Raw genomic sequence first — 25,437 nt, 5'->3', positions numbered from 1 at the left:
GTAATATTTAATGCTCAAAAGATTAGCCTTATCAGGCTGAATATATTGCCGGAATGAGACCCCTATCCGTAAATTTCCCTTTTAATTTGAGAAGCCTGAAAAGTGCATGTATGTTAGATACTGTTTTTAAGTGCGTGCAATAAAACTTAGGAAACAGGCATTTTCTAAGGTCGGTTTATTACCATTTTACTATTGAACAAAGGTTTGTTAGTATTAGGGTTGTACAAGTCACAAAACATAAACAACCATAAAATATATTTGTGTCATGATAAAAAAATCGTTTATACTTCTTAAAAATAAATATCTGCTAACTACGGTTATCATCATATCTTGGATATTATTTTTCGATAAAAATAATTTGCTACAACAATACGGCATCCGTCAGCAGCTGAATGACCTTGAAAAAGAGCGAGATTATTATGCAACAGAAATTGTAAAAAACAAAGCAGAACTAAACGCCTTGATGAGCGACTCTACCTTGCTTGAAAAATTTGCCCGCGAAAATTATTACTTTAAAAAGGACAATGAAGACTTGTATGTGATTGTACCAGCTGATAGCATTGCCAAGGTTGACTTTGACAAATAAGTCTCAATTCGGTTATTAGCGTTTTACTTTTTTTACCAAAATCCAAGTACAATTTTTATAATCTAAAATGATACCTAAATGGCATCATTTTGGTTAATTTGTTGCCTTCAAATTCAATTAAAAATTTCTGTATAAATGAAAAGAATAAGCTTATTAACTATGCTTGTCATCCTATTGGCCATATCGATGGCTTGGGCTCAAGAAAAGCGATATGCAAAAGAGCCGCTTTGGATTGAGATGATTGATAATCCAACTACTAATTACAACCAAGCCATGCTGGCATATGAGACTTACTGGCAGCATCATACAAAGCCAATGGAAGAGGAAAATGAAATGCATGCCATAAGCTTAAAAACGAATGAAAAAAGTGCCACGGAAAAACGGGAACATGAGCGTGCACAAAACAGCTTTGAAAAAATGACTAAACGCGATAAAAAACGTTTTGCCAAAGAACAGGAATGGCGGCAACAAATGGTTTATGAATGCAAGCGATTTGAAGAATGGAAACGCGATGTTGCTCCGTGGGTGCAGGAGGATGGTTCTATATTAACTGTTAATCAGCGACAAGAAATTTATTTAGAAAAAGTTAAAGAATCAACCATTCAAAAATAGAAAGGCATGTACAAACTAATTACATCTTTATTCATAGGCATAATACTTTTATCAATGATGGTAAAAGCTCAAACATGGTCACCGGTTTCAACCGGATACTTCCCTACCAATGTAAGCGGTCAAATAAATGGCATAAGCCGTGTTAGCAATTTCAAATTTCATCCCAGCCTTCCCAACAAAATGTATGCGGTAAGCGCCCGCGGGGGATTATTTATAACGAATGATTCAGGCAATTCATGGAACATTGCTTCTGGATGTGATGCCATGCCTAATGGTACCCGCTTTGCTTCCGTTTGCGTTGACCATAACAACGATCAGGTTATATATCTTGGCACAGGCGATTTAAATTACTATTACACCGGAGCAGGTGTATATAAATCAACCAACGGTGGACTATCCTTTGCAGCCAGCAGCTCCGGGATGAGTGGACGTATGGTTGCCGAAATTTTAATGGATCCAATAAACAGCAATGTCCTTATAGCTGCTACTGATCAAGGAATTTATAAATCAACAAATGCCGGAAGTAGCTGGACATTAAAAACAGCTACCTCACTTAATTGCACGCAAATGCTGCGAAAGGCAAATACCACTTCGAGGGTTTTGTTTGCAAGCACCAGAACGGACTTTTACCAATCGAATGATTTTGGCGAAACCTGGGTGCTGGTAACCACCGGGCTTTACACTCCCACGGGATACTCCTCACCTGCAGGTATCCGCATTGCAGTAACACCAGCCGATACACAATTGGTTTATCTTGCCATGGTTGCTAAAAAAGGAACCATTTTCAAATCGACTGATGGAGGACTAAGTTTTTCGGTGGTTAAAGACTCTCACAGCCCAAACCTTACCGCTTATACCAACGATACTCTTAATGATGGCGGACAAGGCAATTACAATTATATGCTAGCAGCAGATATAACAGATCCTAATATTGTTTATCTGGGTGCACATAATTTTTGGAAATCAACAAATGGTGGTAGTACGTGGTCACAGTTAACAAACTGGTGGGCAGTGTTACATACCGATATGCACTGGGTTCGTGTAAACCCATATAACCCTGCACAAATATGGACTGCTAATGATGGTGGCGTATGGTTAAGTACTAACGTGGGATTAGGCTGGACACGCAAAAGCAATGGCCTTTATGTCTATGAAATGTATCATGGCATTACAAGCCCAACACGCAGAGATATGATTAGCATAGGAACACAGGATAATGGCGAGCTCTACCTGGCAGATACTACCTGGTATTGCAACCGGGGTGGCGACTGGTCTTCGTTTTGCACTTTTGATTATAGACCTAACAGTAACATCGTATACTATCACGGTAACGCCAGGCGAAGAGCAGTTAATGGTGGCGAACAAAACATAGGGCTAACACAAACCTCGTACAATGATATTTCATTTTATAGAAATAATACCAACCTGGCTATTTTAGGTGATACTGCCGTATATCGCACATCCAACCTTTTGAATACTACACCTTCGTGGACAAAAATCAGTTCATTTAATAAAACCATTCGTGCCGTGCATATCAATATGAACGACTCTAGTAAAATTTACGCTGTCGCCTCCGACTCGGCCATCTATATTTGTAACAATGCCTATGATGCCACACCGATATTTACACGCAAGGTGGTGCACAATAACACGATTAGCACATCCGGTATAACAAGTATAAAGGGAAATTCGAACATCATATACATGACTGGCAACACACGCGTGTATCGCAGTGCTGATGGTGGTATTACCTTCTCAAATATAAGCTCCAATTTACCTTCGGTAAATTGGGTAGGTATAACTACAGACGAATTTTTTGGAACCGATGAACTTGTTTTCATAGCAGGTGGTAACTATGTATATTATAAAAAAGCATCACAAACTAATTGGACGCTTTTTAACTCCGGTCTTCCTGTGCGCACAAATATTCAAGATATCAGTTTATTTGATGATGGCACTAACCAATCTATATTGCGTGTGACAACTTATGGGCGTGGTGTTTGGGAAATGCCAATTTCGCAACTTCGTCCTTTGCTTGCAGATTTTAAATCTGGCTTACAAACACCCTGCACTGGGGTACCAGTGCAATTTTCCAATATCTCCAATGGGCCGGTTGCCTCGTACAACTGGACATTTACAGGAGCAACTCCTTCCACTTCCCCCGTGGCCAATCCCACGGTGGTGTATAATGCAGCCGGGGCATACGATGTTACCCTTACTATATATGATGGTATTGGTGGCAACCATTCCATTACCCGACCTGCTTACATTAATACCTTCGGAAAAAATCTGAATGTAACAGAAACATTTGAACAAGGTTTCCCTCCCATAGGATGGCAAAACATTGATGTAAATAACGATCAACAAAAATGGAACCTACGCACAGGAATTGGTGCCTGGGGCAACAGCAACAATAGTGTTTGGTTTAATAATTATGATTGGGATGCCCAAGGACGTAGAGATGAATTTAGGACAATTCGTTTTGATGCAGTAGGATATAACACGCTAAGTCTCCTTTTTGATGTTGCCTATCAGCCTTATGGAGGGCAATATCAAGACTCCTTACAGGTGCTTGTTTCAACTGACTGTGGTAATACATTTAACGAAATTTACGTGAAGGGTGGCAATGTGCTATCTACCGTTTCGGGTAATAATACTTCGGCATTTACGCCTACTGCCACCCAATGGCGCACTGAAATCATTAACTTAAATGCATATAATGGTAACAGCATAGTTCTGGCATTTAAAAACATTGGCCGCTTTGGTAATAATCTGTACTTAGACAACATAGCTTTACTAGCTACCGTAGCTGCCGATGCAGGTACTGATAAGCTAATATGCAAAGGCAACTCAACAACAATAGGTGTATTGCCAAATGCCAATCATGCTTATGCATGGTCACCTGCAGCATCACTATCAAGTTCGTCTATCAGCAATCCTACAGCTAACCCAATAGCGAATACACAATATATACTAACCGTGACACACTTACGCAGCGGCATTAGCACTACCGATACCATACAAGTAAATGTCGATTCGGTTGCTGCCATGGGTCAGGTTACCGATGTAGCTTGCCATGGAAATGCCTCGGGCGTAATTACACAAACAATCACAGCAGGTATAACACCTTTTAGCTATCAATGGTCAACGGGTGGCAGTACGCAGGATATTCAGAATATAACGCAAGGAAATTATGCGGTTACCATAACGGATAGTGTCGGATGTACGGCCCTTAAAAACTACATGGTTTCGGAGCCCGCTGCAATTAACACAACAGGAAGCGCCACACCTACCACATGTGGCCTGAGCAATGGTGCACTGTCTATTAGCACGGTGGGTGGTACGGGGGTATTTACTTACCAATGGAGTAATGCAGCAACTACCAATATGCTCAACAATCTTGCAGCTGCAACATATACGGTAACTATAACAGATGCAAATGCCTGTACCGCCACAACTACTTTTACTATAAGTGCAAGCAACGCGGTACTAGCTAATAAAACACAAAAAAATCTAACCTGCTACGGAAATAAAAACGGATGGTGCAAAGTTGCACCATCGCAAGGCGCCACACCATACATGTATTTGTGGAACAATGGGAATAGTACTGACAGCATAGGCAATCGTATTGCAGGCAATTATACATGCACAATTACCGATGCAGCAGGCTGTTCAACATTAGCAACCTTTGCTCTAACCCAGCCACCTCAGATACAACTAACTTTAAGTGGCACCCCTGCCACGGGACCATTATTTGACAATGGCACAGCTTCGGTAATTGCGAGTAATGGATTTGCACCATACCGCTACTCCTGGAATACATCTCCAATAAGAACCACACAAACTATTACCGGAATTTCTCCCGGCACTTATGTGGTAACCGTAAAAGACAATAAAAAATGTGCTCGCAATGGAGCCTATGTAGTAGGTAGTGCCCGCCTGGGCAGCCTTCGAAATTCCGATTATAACATTAGATTGTTTCCAAACCCGGTGAGCGAATTGCTTACCGTTACCCTTGACGAACAACTTGATAGAAAAATTAGCAGGATAGAAATCATAAATGAAGCCGGAGAATTAATCAACTTGTTTAATACAGAAAACGAGTTGACGATTGAAATTGATTTCAGAAGATATGCTTCAGGAATATATATTCTTAAATTTGCGGGAAAAAACGAAAGCTTTACCCGAACTCTGATTAAATTATAATTTAGAAGTATGAAAAATATCCTTACTAAAAAATATTGCTACTTGATAGCTGCAAGTTGCCTGCTAGCAATAACTGCAAGTGCACAATCAAATTTTACGGAAGATGAAAAATTAAAAAAACTGGTAGAGCAACAAGTAAGGAAAAACAAATTAACAAATTCGATGCCTGGATATAGGATACAAATATATTTTGGCAGCACACGCAACAAAGCATTAGAAATCAAAACATCATTTGAACAACAATTTCCTGATATTAATTCCTATTTGATATATGATGCCCCTAATTTTAAAGTAAGGGTTGGAGATTATCAAACTCGATGGCTGGCTTTGCCGGTATTAGAAAAATTAAGAAATAATTTTGAAATCGCATTTATTGTAAAAGACGAAATTCCGTTGACAAAAACTCCATAAATTAATAACCCTGCCGGAAAGACTTCAACTTATATCAATAAAAAAAGCCTTACAATTTCTTGTAAGGCTTTTTTTATAACTAAAAGCGTTAACCTAGTACTTTACAACTTTTGCAGTTTGCATACTATTACCATTGCGAACTGTTACAAAGTAGATTGCATTATTTAAACCGCTTAAATCAATTTGACGGCTAAATTCTTCAACTCCCTGATCGATGTCTTCAGTAAATATTGTTTGACCCACTGCATTGGTTACAATAATTTGTGAAGATGCACTTGACTCAAGTACTGCACTTACTGTAACAAAACCATTGGTTACGTTTGGAGAAACGATTACAAAATTATCAGCATTTATGGCACCTCTAACATCAAAATCTTCTTCCATAATTTTGTTTGAACAGTTACCGGTACAAAATCCTTTTGGTAACGTGTACATAGACGATTTGGTTGGTGAGCAAATTGTACGCACCTTAACTCCATAACGTGTATCAGCAACAAGTCCGGCAAGGTTGGCGAAATTAGTTGAGTTAACCGTTACATAGCTAACCATACCTGTAGTTTGATTTTTATAATATACTTTAAATTTATTGCCGTTACACACTGTCCAACTAACCTTTGCAGACTTGTCTGTTACATTAGTTACGGTAAGATTTGTGGGAGCACCACAACCATCCCAGGCAATTGAGGTTGTGGCAGATACTGTACATCCTTCCTGATCCGTAACTGTTACTTCATAATCACCAAATCCTAAATTGTTGAAACCTGCAAAATCAATTTGACTAGTCTTGGTGATATTTACAGTACCGATGGTATTAGTAAGCACAACGGTATATGGCGCTTTGCCATCGAACATATTTACTGTAATAATACCACCTGTTTTACACCATCCTTCTTCGCCTCCACGCACAACAATTTTAAGGTCACATTGCTTTGTATCGCCAACAACAATAAAGGATTGAGATTTTGAACATCCTTCAGAATCTGTAGCTGTAACGGTATATGTTCCTGCACAAACATTAGTAAGATCTGAGGTAGTAGCACCGTTGCTCCATTGGTAAGAAACAGTGCCAATGTTTCCAGAAACATTGGTGTTTACACCACCATTGCATGCACCGCCTACATCTGCAGTAGTGCTTCCCGATAAACTTAACTCATAAACGTTTACAGTATATGTATACACTGCAACACCGTTAATTGGACATGCATTATCTTTTACAGTTACAGTAAATACATGAGGATTAGAAGATATATCGCCAAGAGAAGGCGTCCAACAAAAAGTTCCGGTAGGGCGAGTACCCGAACCCGTGTTAAAGGTGGCTGTGCTGATTCCATCATTCCAACTTAATGTAAGGCTTTGGGCAGTATTGGCATCTGAGCTGGTAATATCGGCACAGGTATTATTTCCGGCACAAGCATTTAAAGTATTGCTATTGGTGCCATCAAAGCCTGAAAGTTCAGGAACTGCATTTGAGCCACAATTAGTTACAAAAATTTCGATATCGCGGTTTGTTTCACCTATCAAGATACCATTGCGATATTCTTTTACTTTTACAGTAAATACTCCAATCTGCACTGTGTTAGGTGTAACATTTACCGCTCCGGTAGTAGGATTCAAATTAAATCCACCGGTATTAAGCAAAGGATTGCTAAGGCTGTAACCGAAATTATAAATTACCGAATTACCATTCTCATCTTTGGGTGAGTCAAGCATATAAAATAAGGAGTCGCCTTCTGCATCAAGCGCAGCCTGATTATAATTGAATGGTTGATTGGCACAAGCAAAAGCTAAAGGATCATTAGAAAACACAGGAGAATTATTACAAACTGAACGATTGATTTTACATTCAACATAATAACCGGTACCACCCGGATTATTTAATGAAGTAATAACTCCATTACGGCAACAATCATCGTAACTTATAGTAAATAAATTACAGGTATTGGTTGGCAATGTAATTACACCCTCGTAAATCCATTTGCGCAAACCGGGTGCAGTACCCCCATCACAAGTGCTCAACACAGAGCCACACGTATTTGAAATAACTGATCCATTAACAAAGCCGCCTCCATTGGGCTTCTTGGCTAAGGTTGCACTTGTATTACTACAAGTAGATGAAATTGAAATCGGAACACTGGATGGTTCAGTGATTCCATCGCAGTCACGATAAAAAATCATGGTAACGCGATACTGATTGTTACTAATGCATTGATAGCGAAACTCGCCACCTGCAAAATGTGATGCCCATGATTGCCCTGCAAACATGAACGATAAGAGCATTGTAATAATCAATGCTTTCATTGTAGAAATTTTGTTTCTCATTATAAAATATTTTAAAATTGGATTAACGGTTTGTAGCTTAATTATTCGCAAGTTTCTTTCAAATATACTCTACAAAACTACAATTAAAACTTGCATCTTATCAACAATTTGTTAATTATATTAATTACCCAAGATCCCAAAAAATTTGGCTTTACCATATTGATATACAATATATTATAATCTTAAAAACAGTTATTAACTAGAAGGTGTTAACAATATTATTTAAGCTTAGTGTCTTATTTACACCAAAATTTAGGTCAAATTTTTCAAATATGGAGTAAAAATAATGGCCGCTACAATGAGCGAAATTAAGGCTGCTATTAAAACTGCTGCAGCCCCAAGGTCTTTTATTACCCCTGCATTTTTATGGTATTTGGGTGATACAAAATTGACTATTCGCTCTATGGCAGTATTGATTAATTCGCAACAAAAAACAAGTCCAACGCAAATGAAAATTGAAACCCACTCATAGTTACGAATATCAAAATAAAATCCTGCTAATACAACCACCGTTAACGCAAGCAAATGTACATATGCATTCTGTTCATGGCGAAAAAGATGCACTAGGCCTTGCCATGCATATTTAAAACTACCAACAAATTTCTTTACTGAAAACATAGTGCAATTTTTAAAAGTTATAGATTTACCTGATTGGTTTTGTTTGTTAAAATCATTTTCGGTTCCGGCTCATCAGGTTTAAAATTACCTTTATTATTAACCTTACTTAATATCTGTTCAAGCAAAGGTAGCATATTATTGAGGCACTGCGTTTTGATAAGAAAATTCCAAAGAGATTCAAATTTTTTCCATCCACCGGTATAACAAAAATGCTTAAGCATATGCTTAAGCGAATCGTGCTGCTTGCTTGAGTATAAAATATTTTTCCATGAATAAAATGACTTGTATGCCCAATCATATCCATGCTTTAATTGTTCTGCTGTAAGGCTCTTAGTTTGGTACACCACATTACGGGTATCATATAAGTCCCAGTTGTAAGTAAGAATTCTGTTTTGATCAAGCATATCATTAAACAGTTTAGTGCCGGGATAAGGTGTGAGTATATGATAGGTAGAAGTAGTTATTCCATTCTCTACTCCCCAGTCTACGGTGCGTTTAAATACATCCTTATCATCATCGTCAAGGCCAAAAACAAAACTTCCATTAATCATAATGCCAAGTGAATGCAGTCGATTAACGGCTTGCCGGTAATCCTTTTCTAAGTTTTGTTTTTTATTACTTTGCTTAAGGTTTTGCGGAGAAAATGTTTGGAAACCGACAAACAAACTTCGTAACCCTGCATCGGCAGCTTTTTCAATAAGGTTGCCACGCAAAATAGAATCGATGGTAGCAGCACCCTGAAACAAACGACTCATACTCTTCATTCCTTCAAAGAGCCCTTCGGCAAACTTGTTGTTGCCTAATAAATGATCATCGAGAAAATACAAATGCTTGCCGGGAAGCCTGTCTATTTCTGTTAACGCTTCATCTATACGTTGGGTATAAAAACTTTTTCCTCCCTCGTAAAAAGCATCTTTATAACAGAAGCTGCAATGATGGGGGCATCCACGCGAAACCACAATTGAATTTGGAACAAGATATCGGTTGCGCTTAATAAGGTCTCTGCGAACAGGAGGAATATTATCAAGTGTTCTAAACGAAGTTGATTTGTATATTTTTTTTGGTTCACACTTTTTAAAATCTTTTAAAAACTGCGGAAAAGTCTGTTCGCCAGGGCCTAAGAAAATAGTATCAGCATATATCTTAGCTTCTTCAGGCATTGATGTTACATGCAAGCCTCCCAGCACCACATAAGCACCTCGTTGCTTATAATGCGTAGCAATTTTATAGGCACGGTAAGCATTGGTTATATAAACTTGTATCACTACCAGGTCGGGCCAATCGTCAAGCGATAACTCTTCTACATGTTGATCTTGTAAATCTATTTCATCATCACTATCAAGATAGGCAGCCAATGTTGCTAATCCAAGTGGCGGAAATAGTGAATACTTGATGGGCCGCCAAAAAGGGCTCTCGGCCTCGGCCAATGCCGGCAAAATCATTTTTACTTTCATAGTTGTGTGCGGCTTTTATTTATTCGAAAAAATAATTCAGGGCAACGCATGGCGGCCATAAAAAAATAACACATCATTAAAAGCAACATGCCTACCATGGTAAATCCTAATGCCTGTTCATTTTGCAAGGGATGCAAAATGTCGTTTATAATATCTTTAAAAAGCACAACAGGTTTGGTAAACAGGTCCCAGCTATTGTATCGTTCTATACGTCCAAGGTAAACACCATACGCACATAATATATGAAGCACCAATATTGCAGGCCACGTAACTCTGCGCTTGTAAAACTGATGCATGTATCGATGCATGGTTAGCATGGAAACTAAACCAAGCAGCACTCCGGTTATGGCAAACAGGAAATAAAAAGAAACATCGAACCAGAAAAACTCGTTTAAGCGAATTTGTTTTAAATGTACAATATCGGTAATCATGTAAGGCGCATTCGGCAAAAAAAGCAGCCATAGGGTAAAATAAAAAATATGCAAAAGCTTGTGATGGCCAGTATACATTAACCTGCTAAACATGAAAGGCAAATACGCGAGAAACAAATTCCAAATCATAAACAGGATGGTGTAACTGTCACTGTATATGCAGCGTATCACAGCAAACAAACAACTTGCAGCACATAGCAACAATAGGCTAAAATGAATAAGCCGTACATGGGTGTCGAAGTGCATACGGTTAAGCACTTGCTCGGTTAACGAGTTTTTATAAAATGATTGAAATGGTAACATCTTACTTTTTGTTTATAGTTATTAAATATAATTCGTTTTCTTGTATAGCTTTTAAGGTGTAATGCCATAGGCTCATCAATATCAATCCAAACCCGCAAGCAAACAAATACCAGTTAAAATGCTGTGGTATATACATATGGGAATACTGCAATAAATTAATGCCAGCAAAGGCAGCCATTACATGCTCATAAATAAAAGAGCCAATTGCTATCAGGCTTCCGGCCGCAAACAACGACCATGTTGAAGCTTCGATTTTCTTGTCGTGATAATGAATTAAAAAGTACCACACGATCATGGCCATGCTTATAAGAACCGGAGCAAGCACAGGTCCTACCCATGGCACAGGTATCAGAAACAGGATGTCCCAATCTAATATGGTATCAGGCCAGTTGAGTAACACTTTTAAAAAAACGTAATAAAAAATATCCCATACTGCAAAACAGAAAATAAAATTAGCGAAGCGTTGATGTGCGTTTTTTCCTGCCATATAACCAATACTAGCCAGCATGATTATAGTAGCTAATTCGCGCAACAACTCGGTAATAATAATCGTATTGCTCATAGATGTTAGCGGAAAGGCAAATCCATTTGGATAAAACAACTCGCGCAGGTAGACAACCACAGCGGTTTCGATGAAACCCATGGCAATGCTGAATATGGTCAGCAACCAAAATGTTTTAGTTATTAATTTCATTATCGGGAATATTAAGTGTTTCGTTTAAGTTAATTTGATTAAAGTCCGGTTGTATGTATAAAAATGAAAAAACGATCAATGCCACCGTTGAGTTAATGGTGATGATGGGCAACAAAAAATCAAAAGCCGCGTTGCTAAAAACCCCATAGTATACTGCTATAGATGCAAATACTGCAACAGGCAGGTATCGCTTAAAAATAAAAAACGCAGTCGGGTGTTTAATCCTACGTAAGTCTAATGCATGTATCAAGGGAAATACAAGTATAAAATCGAAAATGGCTTGAATAACACAGGCAGCGGGAATAATCCAATTGATTTCGTTGTGTATGTCGGGTACGAAAAAATGAACAGCAACTTGATCTGCAATAATTGCACAAATGATGCAACAAATGATGCCGAAGGCTGTCCTTAATAAAACGTTTATTGCGAAGGTCAAATTCATTCCTTTATTGAGCTGCTTAAAGACTTGGAGAATATCTATTGTTGGCAACATAATCCAATTGAACCTGCGGCATATGTTTCTTAACCCATTCCTTATGCTCTGCACTGAATGTTTGATCGAATGTTAAGGTGGTTAAATATTTAAATAAGCCTAACTGCCAAACATCCGATAGCATCAAACCTCTTATATCGAGTGTTTTTAGGTTTACAGAGTTTGAAAAAGAATCTAATCGATCAATAGGATTATAAGAAAGATCAAGCTCTAGCAGGGCCGGCAAATTCATGTTTGGAAACATGGTATTTATTGCACACGAACCAATGTCCAGCGTTTCTAAACTTGTTAATGATTGAAGCGCAACAAAACTTTTTATTCGTGGGCAAGATGAGATATCCAACGTTTTAAGTTTTTTAAGATCGGCCAGGGCCGATATACTTTCAAGTTTTGCATTATCAGAAATTTTCAAATTAAATATCGTACTGCTTAGACCTGTAGGGATGTCAACCATGTTATTATTGGCCAGCTCCAGGGATTGAAGTTTGTCAAACAGTACTAACGAATTTAAATCTGAAATAAAATTATCATTCAATTGCAGTGTAGTAAGTGAATGAAATATTTCTTTCTCTGCACCATCAAATTTGAAAAGGTCTTTTACGCTTTTCAACTTCAACTGATTTGCACTCAACTCCTTTAGCCTTGTTAGTGCATTCAATTTTAAGTCCTGATTTTTTATATAATCATTATTGCTAATATCAAGTTTAAGCAACGAACTATTTTGAGGAAATATGCACCCATAGTGAGCAAATGCATTGAAAAGAATTAATTCTTCAAGTTGTGTCATCGAATCGAGTGCACTAATATTGATCAACATATTAAAGCTTAAGTCTACTTTCCTTAATTGCTTCACTTTAGCCAGACTGTTGCAATCATTAATTAAATTCTTTCGAGCGCTAAGCGATTCAATATGTGGATAGTTCTTCAGGAATGAAAAATTATGGATACTACATTCATCCAAAGTTAACCCTCTTACCTCTTGCAATGCAGGCATTAAATTAAGCGTATCTGCCTTTGTGCCGCGTAGATTAAGATACTTAAGATTTTTTATGTTGGGAAGAAGTGACATATCCAATCCTTGCATATATTCAAGCTGCAGGGTATCGGGGCTTAATAATGCAACATCACGCAGGCTGCTTACAGCATTATGTGAAAAATCAAGTTTGCTGATTTTATGTTTTTCATTCAACTTCAATATTTCGCTTATCGTACTTTTTTTTCCAATGCAAGATGACTGCCATCCATATTTATTTTGCTCCGTAAACAGTTGCGCAATTTTGCTACTCAGTTTCTTTGTGTAATGTTCATGGGTAAATCCATCATAGTAATCTTGCTGATATTCATCATCGCTAATACTATTGCTTCGTACAACACCAGAACCATAATTTCGGTCAGCCTTATTTTTATGCTGATACTTTTCTGCTTCGGCTATTAGTAGCGGAGTATTTGAATATCCCAGCGAGAGTAAGTATGCCTTATCGAGCGTGCGGTTCTGCTTTGTGGCAATTTCAATATTTTGAGTCGTAATAAATTTATCCCAGTTATAAAAGCTGAATAAAATAAGCAGACCAAACATAAGCCATGAACATGACCTTATTAAAAACCAATTAGACTTCTTATATACTAACTTATAAAGTGTTAATGCAAGGCCAGCTACACACACTAATAAATATAACATCACTCCTATACGCTTATAGGTATAACTGTACTCCTGTATGTATAAAAAATTGCGGTATGCAGTTGAGTAAACTAAAAGTACATTTTGAATAATCCAGGCAAAAGAAACCACACGAAGGCCGATTGCTTCAGCTTCAAAATTTAAGCACCCTCTGAAATAATAAAGCAAGATGGCAATAGCCAGTACGATAGACGTAATAAGTGAGTTGGTGCCTTGATGCACATATTCGGAATAGGTCATATCGGCAGGTATGGCCTTTAAAATAAACAGATAGTTTACATCTACTATGTTTACCAACAACAGAAGTAAATTTAAAAGCAACAGGGTAATAAAACCGATATTAATTTCGGCTTTAATATTGAGTTTATTGTTTATCCAACTGGTAAAAGTTACTGTATCGCGATTCAAGCCTGAATGACAACCGGCATCATATACGGTTACCGTTTCGATGCGTTGATAATAATAGAAACCGTACAGCATAGCCCACCCTACTAATACAAATCGAAAAAACTGAAAACTGATGATATCTAAATTCAGTTGGCTAAACAATTTTGCCAGAATGGGATTGGCATTTAAGTAAAGCGTAATAAAAACCAAGAGTACGATAGAAGGTACAATTATTTTTAATAAAGCCGAACTGTGCCATTTGTCTTTGGTACTTGCCGAAAACCTGTTTCGAAAAAATATCCTTAATCCAAATAACCACCCACACAAAAACGAGTACGCACTGTTAATAATGGCAAGCAGAATAGTTTTTGTTTCGCTAAAACTGTAAGCGGCTAAAGCAGCAACCGACACGATGGATGCATAGAGACTAAGTTGATTACCATAAAGAAAAACCGAAAGGCCACCAAGTACGGTACCTACTGCAGCAGCTATCCACGGTGCATGTTTCAGGCATGATGTATTGGTAATGGCTATTCCCAATACGAGCAACAGATTGAAAATAAAATAATTTAAACCCGGCAATTGTAGGTAGAACAAAATACAATAAGCACAAAGTGTAAAAGCGATTACAAGATTCTTAATCATTTTTTATGATAGATTTAAGTTGAAGAATTTTTTTACGAAGAATATAAAGCGGCACGAGTCCGAATATGCCAAAGCTGCAATCGATAAGTTGATGAAAAAAAGGAATGCCGCGTATTGGTCCGCATATAAAGGCTAAGGGAAAAACGCATAAGCAACACAACATTGCCCATTCGCATATCCAGATGTTTTGTACAGGATTGCGCCATATACCCACAAAGGCTAGGCCTATCATGATATGTGCAAATGCAAGCCAATCGGTTCCATAAGCTATATAAGGATAGCGCGACCATGTTTGCATAATGCCTTCGGCTACAGTTTCTATCCAATGCCTGAGCGGCATTGGAAACCAATTTATAATGGTTAGTAAAAATTCCATTTCGGTTTGCAGCGGAAATGCCGTGATGCCACTAAGTACCAACAGGCCAACAAAAACCGCAGTGATTAATTTAATCTGTTGCATGAGCCCTTGCTGTGTTAGAGCAACCGGGTGATGCGCTAAAATGACTGAGTGTAGTTTCATAATTTGATTCGTTTTATAAAGTACTTTGTATTTCAAAGTGGTTTTACATTTTTTAACGGATGTGCATTTAAAACTATTGCATTCATCCGTTGTTATTTTTTTCTTATTGCCTATCTGTTTCGCAGCAACGCTTCTAATGCATCAAGATGCTTAGTAAATGCCTTCTTCCCATCTCTTGTTGCCTTATAGGTAGTGTTTGGTTTTTTGCCAACAAACTGTTTGCTTATTACGATATAACCCTGCCCTTCGAGCGCTGTTGCATGGCTTGCCAGGTTACCATCGGTTATGTCAAGTAATTCTTTCAAGGTGCTAAAATCTACAGCATCGTTTACCATCAATGTACTCATGATACCCAGCCTCACACGACTTTCAAATGCTTTATTTAAATTTTCTATCACCGGCTTTGGTTACTTATTGCAGCAATGTTCGTTTTAATTTAATCGATTGAAGGTGCTTTTCTTTCATACTTATTCCACATCCATACTCCATATATAATATGCATAATGCCAAAACCTATGCTCCAGAATATAAGGCCATATCCGATATAGTAAAATGCAAGCAGGCCCAACACAATTTCTGCGTAAGCCAAATAACGTACATCATCCAAGGTGTACTTGCTGGCATTTAACAATGATAGCCCATAAATTAATAACATTAACGGGGCAATAAAACCAACATAACCATACTTAAAATAAGCTATGAGGCAAAAAATACCACCGCTTACAAGGGGCACAAACATGTTGATGAACAATCTGCGTGCAGCACTATTAAATACAGGTAGGCCCGCCTGTCGTGCTCTGTTAAAGGTAAGCCAGATGCTTACCACAAATGATGCGAGCAAGACCGTGGATGCATCGGCAAAAAAGAAATACATCACTTCTTTGCGGCTTAACGAATTGCTATCATTAATTAAAAATTCGCCATAAGGAAACCGGATGTTAAGACATACAATGGCTGCTGCGGCCCCTATCAGTGCAAATAATCCGGCAAAAATTCCGGATAGCCCACTAAGCGAAATAAACCGTGATGAGCGTTCCATCATCGTGCGTATTTCGGTCAATTGTTTTAGATGTTCTTCGGATTGATTCATATCAAAAGTACTTTGTGATGCAAAGTAGTTGATATTTTTTTTACTGTGCAAGACTTTTTTGAAAAAAATATTGCCTTTTCCACTACAGTTACTTTTTTCATCGTAATTTTGACTTTAGCAAAGCGCTATCCAATATGACTGAAGACTTTTTACATTATGTATGGAAGTATAAATTGTTTGATGCAAACCAATTGGCTACAACCGATGGATTGCCGGTAGAAGTGAAATCTTACGGGATACACAATTCCGATTCGGGGCCCGACTTTGCCAATGCACAAATTAAAATTGGCGATACGCTTTGGGCAGGAAATGTAGAAATACATTTGCGCACCAGCGACTGGAACAGGCACCGGCATCAATTTGATGCCGCCTATACCAATGTGATTTTGCATGTAGTTTTTGAAAATGATACCAAGTTGCAAAATCAGATTCCGGTGTTGGAATTAAACAAATGTATAAAGCCAACGTTGCTGGCTACATACGAGCAAATGATGAACACCAAATCAGGACTGCCGTGCGAAAAGCAACTGCATTTGGTAAAGCCCATTACGGTTACCACCTGGCTCGACCGCATGCTAACCTCGCGCCTCGAAGAAAAAACGCAACATATAGAAGAACTGTTAACTCAAACCAACAATCACTGGGAGCAAACATTTTACATTACGCTTGCCCGCTGCTTTGGATTTAAAACAAACGCGTTGCCATTTGAATTACTGGCAAGACAAACTCCGGTTGAACTGCTTGCCAAGCAAAAAGACAACTTGTTGCAACTAGAAGCCCTGCTTCTTGGGCAAGCAGGATTGCTTGATACGGCTAGCAACGATGCTTATGAAAAGTCATTGGTGAGAGAGTATAATTTTTTACAAGCCAAATTTAAGCTTACACCTGTTAATGGCAGTTTATGGAAATTTGCACGCATGCGGCCTGCTAATTTTCCAACAGTGCGTTTAGCGCAATTTGCAATGTTGGTGCATAAAAGTTCGGGGCTATGGAGCAAAGTGCTTGAAGCAAAAAATTACAAATCATTATGTAGCTTGTTTGATATAAACGCATCTGGCTATTGGGACACACACTATCACTTTGCGGTTGACTCAAAATTGCTGCCCAAGCATATTGGAAAAATGCGGTGGATATTTTACTTATAAATGTAGTAGTACCCATGTTGTTTTCGTATGGTAAGCGTATGCAGAATTTTCATCTGGTAAGCAGGGCTACCGGTATTCTTGAACAAATTGATATGGAAAATAACCGGATTACTAAAAAATTTCTATCTTTGAAATTGGAAAAGCCAAGTGCATATACAAGTCAGGCGTTGATTCAATTGCATAATACGCATTGCATTTATAAACACTGTCTGCAATGTGCCATAGGCCTTCAATTAATAAAACAATAAAAATGCTGATAGACTTTATTAAAACATTTTTCGAACGAAATGCTTTTGGCGTTTGCGAATGGCTTGGTGAGCGTTTGCATATTCAAAGCGCCCGTATCAGGATGTTCTTTGTTTACGTTTCATTTCTCACTATTGGCAGTCCGCTAATTGTATATATGGTATTAGCCTTTTGGCTTGATTTACGCAAGCTAGTAAACCGCCCTCGCAGAGGGGTTTGGGATTTATAATCGTTTAGCTTTTATTGGTGATTTCATTTGCAATAGAAATGAAACCATCCTAGAAAATAACCCACCAACATCCCTCTTCAAACTTTCAAACTTCAAACTATTATCTTCAAATTAAAAACACCTTTAGTTACATTTTTTACTTTAGGTTGACACACCTTGTGAAAACACCAACCACAAACAGAAAAAATAAAATTGCCGGTAGATAGATAAAATTGTTACAATCATAAATGGTGTTAAAGCTAACTCTCGAAACACTTCTATGTACTAAGTCATTATGTTATGCATCACTCGTTACGTTATGTTTCTTAGGTTTTTAGCACTATCACTAAAGCTCAACCAAACTAATGAAAAAGAAACAAAAGCAAAAACTAACAGAAAAGTGATTTGATGAAACTGTTCGATAAAAATAAACATAAGCGTGGCTGCAATAACTTGCCAAACAAAAAATCGTATAGGAAATTGAGCGTAAACCTGATTATTAAATATAAGTGTACTATAAATCATGGAAACTACTACAACAGCAAAAGATAATACTAACTCAAAATGACTTAAGTAGTCAATGTAAGCGAGTAAACAGATAAAGCCGGTAATGCAAAACATCATTTGCCAATACGCATATGTTCTTAGTGACTTATTTTCATGTAAGGATTTTTCCGGTTCTGATTTACGTTCAACTGCAACGGGCTGCACAAGCAACTCGGGAGGAGAAAACAATACCATTACCTTTTTATACCATTGGGAAACATGTGTTATGTTGCGCCACAATAAGATGTAGTAATGATTGATAGCTTCGATCGGATTAACGCCTATTGCAGGGCTTGTAATTCCATAAACTACTTTTTCGGTTTCAGCCTGGTAGGTTCCGAATAAACGATCCCAAATAGAAAACGTAGATCCATAATTTTTATCAATATAGATTTTATTTTTTCCATGGTGAACACGATGCAATGAAGGTGTAATAAAGATTTTTTCTAAAAGCGGCAATCTTGGAACATACTCGGTATGCATAAAAAAATCATACAAGCCGGAAATTTTAAAAATGATAATGAGCACATAAGGCGAAAACCCAAGCATTGGTAAGCATGCCCAAAAAACAATTCTATTGATTCCCTGAAATAGGGAAGTACGAAATCCATTGGAGAGATTAAATAGTTCAGACGAATGATGTGTAATATGTCCTGCCCACAATATACTAACACGATGAGATAAGCGATGATACCAATAAGATAATAAGTCAACCGCAAGATAGGCCAACACCCACTGCCGCCAATCTAATGGCATGTCCACTAATTTAAAATGATCGTACATGTATTGTAATACGAAAAAAAACACAGCAAAATAAAAAAGCGAGCCAATCTGATCTATTGCACCAATGGTAAAATTAATAGCTGTATTACCTACCGAATATTTTCCATCCTTACGGGCAAAACTGATAACGGCTTCAATTGCCACTAGCAACAAAAATATCGGTATAAAAAAAGCGAAGGTGTTCAGCATGCCCGGCTTGTTTGTTTTATAAAGAATAGAATAACATTGTTATGGTTTCTCTAATAGTTGGCATTATTATCAACATATATTATTCACAGTTACCAATATCCAAATCTTCCATCCTTTCTAATCGAGAGATACATTCCATTAACTTATTGAAGATATGATTTCAAAACTACTTCAAAACTACTCCACTCTGCTCTTCATATTTTAATAATTGCTTTTAATAAGCGGTTTGTCACTCCCACCAATTTTATGCAATTTACAAAATTTGCAACTCATAACCACCCCTTAAATGCAGAGGAACCTGACCATTTCATAAACCAATTACTTTGCAAAGATAGCAAAGGAAAATTCTTTTTTATTGCACTTTATCCTCTAATTATTATATAATTATTTGATGCTTTAAAGTAGAAACCATAGTGACGCAATTATCAAGCACGGTGTTTTCAAGATTGATTTATCACTAATCAACCTTTTGATTATTCAGATTAGATACTACAATTAAATTGCATAACTGTGTTACTGCTATGCTGTATTCTCAGCTGCTCTGGTAAAACCGCCTTGCATATCGCAAACTATTATTATACATTTGTAATAAAACATCAATTAATAAAAGTTACATGTTTTGTTTTAGTCCTCTTATAGCATGAAGATATATATTCAACATATGGTTAGTTTACGCTGCAAACTGATGGTTAAATCAGAGTTGGAAAAACTAAAAATTAAATTTTCGAATATAGAACTTGGAGAAATTGAGTTAGACGGAGTACTATCCCACAGCAAGCATGATCTGCTCCAAAAAGCCTTACGCAAATCAGGCTTAGAACTCATGGATGATAATAAAGCAATATTGATAGAAAAAATAAGAAACATCATAGTCGAAATGATTCATTACGAAGAAGAGGCACCACGGGTAAAATTTTCTGACTATTTAAGTGAGAAGCTGCATGTGGATTACAATACACTTTCTGTAATATTTTCACTTACCAAAGGAATCACGATCGAACATTACATTATTCTCCACAAAATTGAACGTGCCAAAGAGTTGCTTATTTATGACCAGCTATCGATTAAAGAAATCGCCTATAAATTGAACTACAGCAGCGCAGCACATTTGTCTAATCAATTCAAGAAGACCACAGGCTTCACCCCAAGTTTTTTTAAGGGAATAAAAGGTATAAGAAGAAAGAACTTGGAAGACCTGTAAATATTGCAATCTTTTGATAAAATAATATAGCAACCGATAGGGAGTACTGGGTTTTCTTTGTGCCTAACTCGACTAAATCATTTCATCACATGAAAGATAAAAAGGCCAATCCGGAACATTCTCAACAAACCAATTCAAAAGAGTTGGAAAAACAAAGAGAACACATTATAGTAGAAATAGTAGAATATGTTCCAAATGCGGTAATGAGCCGTACAATAATTAAAAAATCAACGGGTACGGTAACTGCCATGTCCATAAGTGAAGGAGAAGAAATCTCTGAAAAAAAGATTCCGTTCGAAAATTATGTTCAAGTAATAGATGGTGAAGCCGATATAAAAATTGATAGCAAAGACTATCACCTTAAAGTAGGCTCAGGCATTATTATACCTGCACATACTACACAACGATTTTATGCCAGGCAAAATTTTAAAATCATTTCTACCATCATTAAAAGTGGTTATGAAGATTAGTTGTAATTGGTGCGTGTTTCCATGACTTTTTGGTTGCAGCAAATTAATACCTAATAAATCTTATAAACATGAACCTCTATAAAATCGTGTACCAGAAGTCTCCATTTGGTAACAAAAAGCACCATAAAAAAGCTTGTTCTTCAATTTAAAATAACATGAAAGTGGAAAAAAATAACTCGACAGAAGCGTTAAACACACTCCTCTCACTAAACAAATACCGTTTCGAAGGATATGAATCAGCAACGATAACAACCGAAGAGGCTGATTTAAAAATTTTGTTTGCGAGGTTTGCAACTACCAGCCGCAATTGTCATACTGAATTGATAGCAGAACTTAATAAGCTGAAAGCAGCAGTGGTAAAAGGTAACATGGCATCGGGAAAATTTTTTCGCATTTGGGCAGATGCCAAGGCGGCACTTAAAAGCAAAGACCGAAAAGCAATTCTCAGCGCATGCGAATATGGAGAAGACTTAACCACAGCAGCCTACGAAAAAATACTTGACACCATTTTTTCTGAAACCGAAAACGAACAAAAGCAACTCCTTGTTTCACATCACAAACGCCTGTCGGCCGAACATGAAAGCATCAAATCACTATATGAAAAATGCTGAGCGTAAAATCACTTCCGGCATTCTAACTATCATTCAAGAAAAAAATTACAACAATTTTTCGTGGTTGGTTAAAACACCAGCCACAACCAGAAATAATAATGTTCGTGGTGCAAACAGTGTACAATCCTATACCTTGATGTAAGCCCGCCAATTTAGGCGGGCTTTTAAACAGGTGAAAGACTTAATGCACTTTTGCCTTTGGTTGGTGTTTTCACCAACCAAAGACAATAACTATCCTCTTTCAATTTGAGGTTGGTGAAAACACCAACCAGAAGCAGAAAATTTGAGGTTGGTGAAAACACCAACCTTAAGCAGAAAGGCCGGTCGCTTGCTTTTTGCTGTCATTCGACTTTTACTGGTCTTTTCATCAGCATCAGAAAAGACGATAACTCTCCCTCTTCAAACTTCAAACTTTCAACTTCAAACTATCGTCTCCCTCCATTTGATATTCTAAAAAAAGGTTATAGATTACGCAAAACAAATTGGCTGCAATACAATCATTAAAATGATTGTATTAAAACCTTCAACTGCGATGTATCTGAATTGTCATAGTTACTTTAGCTGGAAGTACGGGTGTATGAGCCCCGAAGAGGTGCTGCAAGAGGCGCACAGCAGAAATATAAAGCAACTGGCATTGACCGATATTAACAGCACATCGGGCATACTTGATTTTCACCGGTTAGCTGGTCGCTATGGAATAAAACCGGTGGCAGGCATAGACTTCAGAAATGGCATAGAACAAAAATTTGTGGGGCTGGCACAAAACAGCGAAGGCTTTCGTGAGTTGAATGATTACCTCTCGTATCATTTGCACAACGATAAACGGTTTGGCAACAAAGTACCGGTTTTTAAAAGTGCGTGGTGTGTGGTACCGTGGAAGTGGTTTATACAATGGCCGCAAAAAAATCGTACACAACTATTAAACGACAAGCGTAAGCGTATATGGATAGGAGTAGCACCGGATGATGTGCGCAACTTACGCCTATCGCCCATTGCCGACTATATGCATCTATGTGTAATGCTGGCGCCATGCACGTTTCGCCACAAGGCTGACTATAATACTCACCGCTTGTTGCGCAGTATTGACAACAATACACTGCTAAGCAAGTTGCCGGCAAGCGAGCAAGCGCAGCCCGGGCACCTGCTAGTGCACCCGTATGAGTTGATAAAAATTTATAGCGAGTATCCTGTTATTATTGACAATAGCCATGCCTTGCTCGAAACATGCAGCATCGATTTTGAGTTTGGCAAAAACAAAAACAAAAAAACATTTACCGGAAATCTTTATGAAGACGAACTACTGCTGCGTAAGTTGTGTGCCGAAAACCTCAACTACCGCTACCCGCAACAAAACGATACCATTATGGAGCGGTATGATAAAGAAATACGTACCATAACAGACCTGGGGTATGCTGCGTACTTCTTACTTAACTGGGATATTGTACAATACGCTCAACGCAAAAATTATTTTTATGTGGGCAGGGGAAGTGGTGCCAATAGTGTAGTTGCCTATTTATTGCGCATCACAGATGTGGACCCGGTCGATTTGGATTTGTACTTTGAACGCTTTATAAATCCGTATCGTACAAGCCCTCCAGATTTTGATTTGGACTTTAGCTGGAAGGAGCGCGATGATGTAATTGACTATATTTTTCGCACCCATGGCCATAGCCATGTGGCGCAATTGGCTACTTACAGCACCTTTCAGTCAAGTGCTGTGTTGCGCGAGCTAGGCAAAGTATTTGGCTTGCCTAAAGCCGAGATTGACGACCTGGTTGATAATCGCAAGCATCCCGCTACACCCGACCATATCTCAAAACTGATTTTTAGTTATGGCAAGCGGATGATTGATTTTCCCAATCACCTGAGCATACACGCAGGTGGTATTTTAATTTCCGAAAAACCGATGCACTACTATACGGCAACCAGTATACCACCCAAAGGTTTTCCGCTTACACACTTTAGCATGCTAGAGGCCGAAGATGTGGGCTTATACAAATTTGATATACTGAGCCAGCGCGGGTTGGGCAAAGTAAAAGATGCCGTAGATATAATACAGCAAAACCAACATGTAACGGTAGATGTACACGATGTAAGCAGTTTTAAAAAAGATGAGCGTATACGTGCCAACCTGCAGCGGGCACGACTCATCGGATGTTTTTATGTGGAGTCGCCTGCTATGCGCATGTTGCTATCTAAATTGCGTGCATCCACTTACTTAGATTTGGTAGCAGCCAGCAGCATCATACGCCCCGGTGTAGCACAAAGCGGCATGATGCGCGAATACATTTTGCGTTTTCATCATCCCGAGCGCAGGCAATATGCCCACCCATTAATGAAAGAACTGATGGCCGAAACATACGGGGTGATGGTGTATCAGGAAGATGTGATAAAAGTGGCACATCACTTTGCCGGTCTCGAACTTGACGAAGCCGATATGCTGCGCAGGGGCATGAGCGGCAAGTACCGCGGCCGGGCTGAGTTTGACAAAGTGGAAAAACAATTTTTTGTAAACTGCAAAGCGCGTGGCTACGATGATGCCCTTACGAAAGAAGTGTGGCGGCAGATAGAAAGTTTTGCAGGCTATGCTTTCTCGAAAGGACACTCGGCATCCTATGCCGTTGAGAGCTATCAGTGTATGTTTTTGAAAACGTATTACCCGCTTGAGTACATGGTGAGTTGCATAAACAACTTTGGCGGTTTTTACACTACCGAATTCTATGTGCATGAGGCGCGTATGTGCGGTGCCACTATTCATGCACCCTGCGTAAACTTTAGTAAATATTATACCATCATTAAGGATAAAGATATTTACATTGGCTTTATGCACGTGGCCGAGTTGGAACATAACGTTGCGCATACACTTATCGAAGAGCAGGAAAAAGGTATATACATATCGTTACAGGACTTTGCCACTCGCAATAGTATTTCGCTTGAGCAAATGATACGGTTGATACGGATTGGTGCTTTTAGATTTACCGGCCGCAGCAAGCAACAACTGTTGTGGGATGTACATTTTATTTTTGGCAAGAAAAAGAAAACGGAAGCACGTAGCGAGCTGTTTCCGGTACAACCTGCAAAATACAACCTGCCCCCATTGATACAAAATCGCATTGACGATGCCTGGGACCAAATGGAGCTACTTGGCTTTGTGTTGTGCTCGCCATTCGATTTGCTCAAAACGTATAACGATACCGTTATAAACGAAATAAGCAGGGCCATCGATTTGCCTATGCACCTGGGCAAAGTAATAAGCATACGTGGCTACATGGTTACACGCAAACCTACGCGCACCAAGCATGGCGAGGCTATGAGCTTTGGCACTTTTCTCGATAGCGATGGCGATTGGATTGATACCACCCACTTTCCGCAAGTGTTGGCCACCTATCCCTTTACTGGCCGCGGCTGCTATATGATTACAGGATTGGTGGTAGAGGAGTTTGGCTTTTACAGCATTGATGTTACCATCATGAAACGGCTAGAATACATTGAAAGGTTTAATACGGAGTATGATAAGGAGTGCGGTAAATTAGATGAGATGATGCAAGCAGAATGATGAAAAAAACTGTGCGCTCGGTTGGTGTGGTTATC

Annotated in this window: 23 protein-coding genes; 12 read left to right on the top strand and 11 right to left on the bottom strand. The window is 38.3% G+C overall.

Annotated elements, in window-relative coordinates; translation table 11 throughout:
• The first annotated feature begins 265 nt into the window (after positions 1–265).
• From IPO27_17800 to IPO27_17785, 4 genes are all read left to right on the top strand, one after another.
• Entirely contained in the window at positions 266–586 is a 321-nt protein-coding gene (locus IPO27_17800) for a septum formation initiator family protein (GenBank protein ID MBK8848285.1), read from the top strand.
• A 135-nt stretch (positions 587–721) separates the two neighbouring features.
• Complete coding sequence (locus tag IPO27_17795) at positions 722–1,198, top strand: hypothetical protein (GenBank protein MBK8848284.1); 477 nt, start codon at positions 722–724, stop codon at positions 1,196–1,198.
• A gap of 54 nt (positions 1,199–1,252) precedes the next feature.
• Positions 1,253–5,404, top strand: a complete 4,152-nt coding sequence (locus tag IPO27_17790; protein ID MBK8848283.1) for a T9SS type A sorting domain-containing protein — start codon at positions 1,253–1,255, stop codon at positions 5,402–5,404.
• Positions 5,405–5,413: 9 nt separating this feature from the next.
• Positions 5,414–5,815 (top strand): SPOR domain-containing protein, encoded by a 402-nt coding sequence (locus IPO27_17785; protein MBK8848282.1) that lies wholly within the window; start codon positions 5,414–5,416, stop codon positions 5,813–5,815.
• Between the two features lie 93 nt (positions 5,816–5,908).
• On the opposite strand, the gene IPO27_17780 is transcribed toward IPO27_17785, so the two are convergent.
• The 10 genes from IPO27_17780 to IPO27_17735 form a co-directional block, all read right to left on the bottom strand.
• Entirely contained in the window at positions 5,909–8,134 is a 2,226-nt protein-coding gene (locus tag IPO27_17780) for a fibronectin type III domain-containing protein (protein MBK8848281.1), read from the bottom strand.
• 252 nt (positions 8,135–8,386) lie between these two features.
• Complete coding sequence (locus IPO27_17775; GenBank protein ID MBK8848280.1) at positions 8,387–8,752, bottom strand: diacylglycerol kinase family protein; 366 nt, start codon at positions 8,750–8,752, stop codon at positions 8,387–8,389.
• Positions 8,753–8,769: 17 nt separating this feature from the next.
• The gene (locus IPO27_17770) at positions 8,770–10,206 is read right to left on the bottom strand and encodes a B12-binding domain-containing radical SAM protein (protein ID MBK8848279.1); all 1,437 of its coding nucleotides are present in this window, start codon (positions 10,204–10,206) and stop codon (positions 8,770–8,772) included.
• Entirely contained in the window at positions 10,203–10,940 is a 738-nt protein-coding gene (locus IPO27_17765; protein ID MBK8848278.1) for a DUF1361 domain-containing protein, read from the bottom strand. The genes IPO27_17770 and IPO27_17765 overlap by 4 nt, the downstream gene beginning before the upstream one ends.
• Before the next feature lies 1 nt (position 10,941).
• Positions 10,942–11,634: a hypothetical protein gene (locus tag IPO27_17760; protein ID MBK8848277.1), complete on the bottom strand. Its 693-nt coding sequence runs from the start codon at positions 11,632–11,634 to the stop codon at positions 10,942–10,944.
• Entirely contained in the window at positions 11,618–12,076 is a 459-nt protein-coding gene (locus IPO27_17755; protein ID MBK8848276.1) for a hypothetical protein, read from the bottom strand. The genes IPO27_17760 and IPO27_17755 overlap by 17 nt, the downstream gene beginning before the upstream one ends.
• A 16-nt stretch (positions 12,077–12,092) precedes the next feature.
• Positions 12,093–14,837, bottom strand: a complete 2,745-nt coding sequence (locus IPO27_17750) for a DUF4173 domain-containing protein (GenBank protein ID MBK8848275.1) — start codon at positions 14,835–14,837, stop codon at positions 12,093–12,095.
• The gene (locus tag IPO27_17745) at positions 14,830–15,297 is read right to left on the bottom strand and encodes a hypothetical protein (GenBank protein ID MBK8848274.1); all 468 of its coding nucleotides are present in this window, start codon (positions 15,295–15,297) and stop codon (positions 14,830–14,832) included. Before IPO27_17745 ends, IPO27_17750 begins: the two co-directional genes overlap by 8 nt.
• Before the next feature lie 170 nt (positions 15,298–15,467).
• Positions 15,468–15,755: a transcriptional regulator gene (locus IPO27_17740; protein ID MBK8848273.1), complete on the bottom strand. Its 288-nt coding sequence runs from the start codon at positions 15,753–15,755 to the stop codon at positions 15,468–15,470.
• Between the two features lie 38 nt (positions 15,756–15,793).
• Positions 15,794–16,447: a hypothetical protein gene (locus IPO27_17735; protein MBK8848272.1), complete on the bottom strand. Its 654-nt coding sequence runs from the start codon at positions 16,445–16,447 to the stop codon at positions 15,794–15,796.
• A gap of 134 nt (positions 16,448–16,581) precedes the next feature.
• Here IPO27_17735 and IPO27_17730 point away from each other — a divergent pair, with 134 nt between their 5' ends.
• From IPO27_17730 to IPO27_17720, 3 genes are read left to right on the top strand one after another with little or no spacing between them, the layout of a single operon-like run.
• Positions 16,582–17,592, top strand: coding sequence for a DUF2851 family protein (locus tag IPO27_17730; protein ID MBK8848271.1), 1,011 nt, complete (start codon positions 16,582–16,584; stop codon positions 17,590–17,592).
• On the top strand, positions 17,574–17,840 hold the full coding sequence (locus IPO27_17725; protein MBK8848270.1) for a DUF2851 family protein: 267 nt from the start codon (positions 17,574–17,576) through the stop codon (positions 17,838–17,840). Before IPO27_17730 ends, IPO27_17725 begins: the two co-directional genes overlap by 19 nt.
• A gap of 8 nt (positions 17,841–17,848) precedes the next feature.
• Positions 17,849–18,067 carry a hypothetical protein gene (locus tag IPO27_17720; GenBank protein MBK8848269.1) on the top strand — a complete coding sequence of 73 codons (219 nt, stop codon included), beginning with the start codon at positions 17,849–17,851 and terminating at the stop codon, positions 18,065–18,067.
• Between the two features lie 291 nt (positions 18,068–18,358).
• Here the strand turns inward: IPO27_17720 and IPO27_17715 are convergent, their stop codons facing one another.
• A complete protein-coding gene (locus IPO27_17715; protein MBK8848268.1) occupies positions 18,359–19,564 on the bottom strand; it encodes a sterol desaturase family protein in 1,206 nt (401 codons plus the stop codon).
• 640 nt (positions 19,565–20,204) lie between these two features.
• Here IPO27_17715 and IPO27_17710 point away from each other — a divergent pair.
• The 5 genes from IPO27_17710 to IPO27_17690 all read left to right on the top strand — a co-directional run bounded on the left by IPO27_17710 (position 20,205) and on the right by IPO27_17690 (position 25,402).
• A complete protein-coding gene (locus tag IPO27_17710) occupies positions 20,205–20,765 on the top strand; it encodes a helix-turn-helix transcriptional regulator (GenBank protein MBK8848267.1) in 561 nt (186 codons plus the stop codon).
• A gap of 89 nt (positions 20,766–20,854) precedes the next feature.
• The gene (locus tag IPO27_17705; GenBank protein MBK8848266.1) at positions 20,855–21,235 is read left to right on the top strand and encodes a cupin domain-containing protein; all 381 of its coding nucleotides are present in this window, start codon (positions 20,855–20,857) and stop codon (positions 21,233–21,235) included.
• Positions 21,236–21,396: 161 nt separating this feature from the next.
• Positions 21,397–21,846 (top strand): PA2169 family four-helix-bundle protein, encoded by a 450-nt coding sequence (locus IPO27_17700; protein ID MBK8848265.1) that lies wholly within the window; start codon positions 21,397–21,399, stop codon positions 21,844–21,846.
• Positions 21,833–21,988 carry a hypothetical protein gene (locus IPO27_17695; GenBank protein MBK8848264.1) on the top strand — a complete coding sequence of 52 codons (156 nt, stop codon included), beginning with the start codon at positions 21,833–21,835 and terminating at the stop codon, positions 21,986–21,988. Before IPO27_17700 ends, IPO27_17695 begins: the two co-directional genes overlap by 14 nt.
• Positions 21,989–22,378: 390 nt before the next feature.
• Positions 22,379–25,402, top strand: coding sequence for a DNA polymerase III subunit alpha (locus IPO27_17690; GenBank protein MBK8848263.1), 3,024 nt, complete (start codon positions 22,379–22,381; stop codon positions 25,400–25,402).
• Positions 25,403–25,437 lie beyond the last annotated feature (35 nt).

It is taken from the genome of Bacteroidota bacterium (assembly GCA_016714535.1).
GTDB lineage: Bacteria > Bacteroidota > Bacteroidia > AKYH767-A > OLB10 > JADKFV01.
The sequence above is the reverse complement of the archived record's forward strand: the minus strand, read 5'-3'. Positions and strand labels throughout refer to the sequence as shown.

What these genes read in the sequence shown, in the direction of transcription:
- IPO27_17800 (MBK8848285.1), top strand. Translation starts at nt 266, where the DNA reads ATGATAAAAAAATCGTTTATACTTCTTAAAAATAAATATCTGCTAACT.
- IPO27_17795 (MBK8848284.1), top strand. Translation starts at nt 722, where the DNA reads ATGAAAAGAATAAGCTTATTAACTATGCTTGTCATCCTATTGGCCATA.
- IPO27_17790 (MBK8848283.1), top strand. Translation starts at nt 1,253, where the DNA reads ATGATGGTAAAAGCTCAAACATGGTCACCGGTTTCAACCGGATACTTC.
- IPO27_17785 (MBK8848282.1), top strand. Translation starts at nt 5,414, where the DNA reads ATGAAAAATATCCTTACTAAAAAATATTGCTACTTGATAGCTGCAAGT.
- IPO27_17780 (MBK8848281.1), bottom strand. Translation starts at nt 8,134, where the DNA reads ATGAGAAACAAAATTTCTACAATGAAAGCATTGATTATTACAATGCTC.
- IPO27_17775 (MBK8848280.1), bottom strand. Translation starts at nt 8,752, where the DNA reads ATGTTTTCAGTAAAGAAATTTGTTGGTAGTTTTAAATATGCATGGCAA.
- IPO27_17770 (MBK8848279.1), bottom strand. Translation starts at nt 10,206, where the DNA reads ATGAAAGTAAAAATGATTTTGCCGGCATTGGCCGAGGCCGAGAGCCCT.
- IPO27_17765 (MBK8848278.1), bottom strand. Translation starts at nt 10,940, where the DNA reads ATGTTACCATTTCAATCATTTTATAAAAACTCGTTAACCGAGCAAGTG.
- IPO27_17760 (MBK8848277.1), bottom strand. Translation starts at nt 11,634, where the DNA reads ATGAAATTAATAACTAAAACATTTTGGTTGCTGACCATATTCAGCATT.
- IPO27_17755 (MBK8848276.1), bottom strand. Translation starts at nt 12,076, where the DNA reads ATGAATTTGACCTTCGCAATAAACGTTTTATTAAGGACAGCCTTCGGC.
- IPO27_17750 (MBK8848275.1), bottom strand. Translation starts at nt 14,837, where the DNA reads ATGATTAAGAATCTTGTAATCGCTTTTACACTTTGTGCTTATTGTATT.
- IPO27_17745 (MBK8848274.1), bottom strand. Translation starts at nt 15,297, where the DNA reads ATGCAACAGATTAAATTAATCACTGCGGTTTTTGTTGGCCTGTTGGTA.
- IPO27_17735 (MBK8848272.1), bottom strand. Translation starts at nt 16,447, where the DNA reads ATGAATCAATCCGAAGAACATCTAAAACAATTGACCGAAATACGCACG.
- IPO27_17730 (MBK8848271.1), top strand. Translation starts at nt 16,582, where the DNA reads ATGACTGAAGACTTTTTACATTATGTATGGAAGTATAAATTGTTTGAT.
- IPO27_17715 (MBK8848268.1), bottom strand. Translation starts at nt 19,564, where the DNA reads ATGCTGAACACCTTCGCTTTTTTTATACCGATATTTTTGTTGCTAGTG.
- IPO27_17710 (MBK8848267.1), top strand. Translation starts at nt 20,205, where the DNA reads ATGAAGATATATATTCAACATATGGTTAGTTTACGCTGCAAACTGATG.
- IPO27_17705 (MBK8848266.1), top strand. Translation starts at nt 20,855, where the DNA reads ATGAAAGATAAAAAGGCCAATCCGGAACATTCTCAACAAACCAATTCA.
- IPO27_17695 (MBK8848264.1), top strand. Translation starts at nt 21,833, where the DNA reads ATGAAAAATGCTGAGCGTAAAATCACTTCCGGCATTCTAACTATCATT.
- IPO27_17690 (MBK8848263.1), top strand. Translation starts at nt 22,379, where the DNA reads ATGTATCTGAATTGTCATAGTTACTTTAGCTGGAAGTACGGGTGTATG.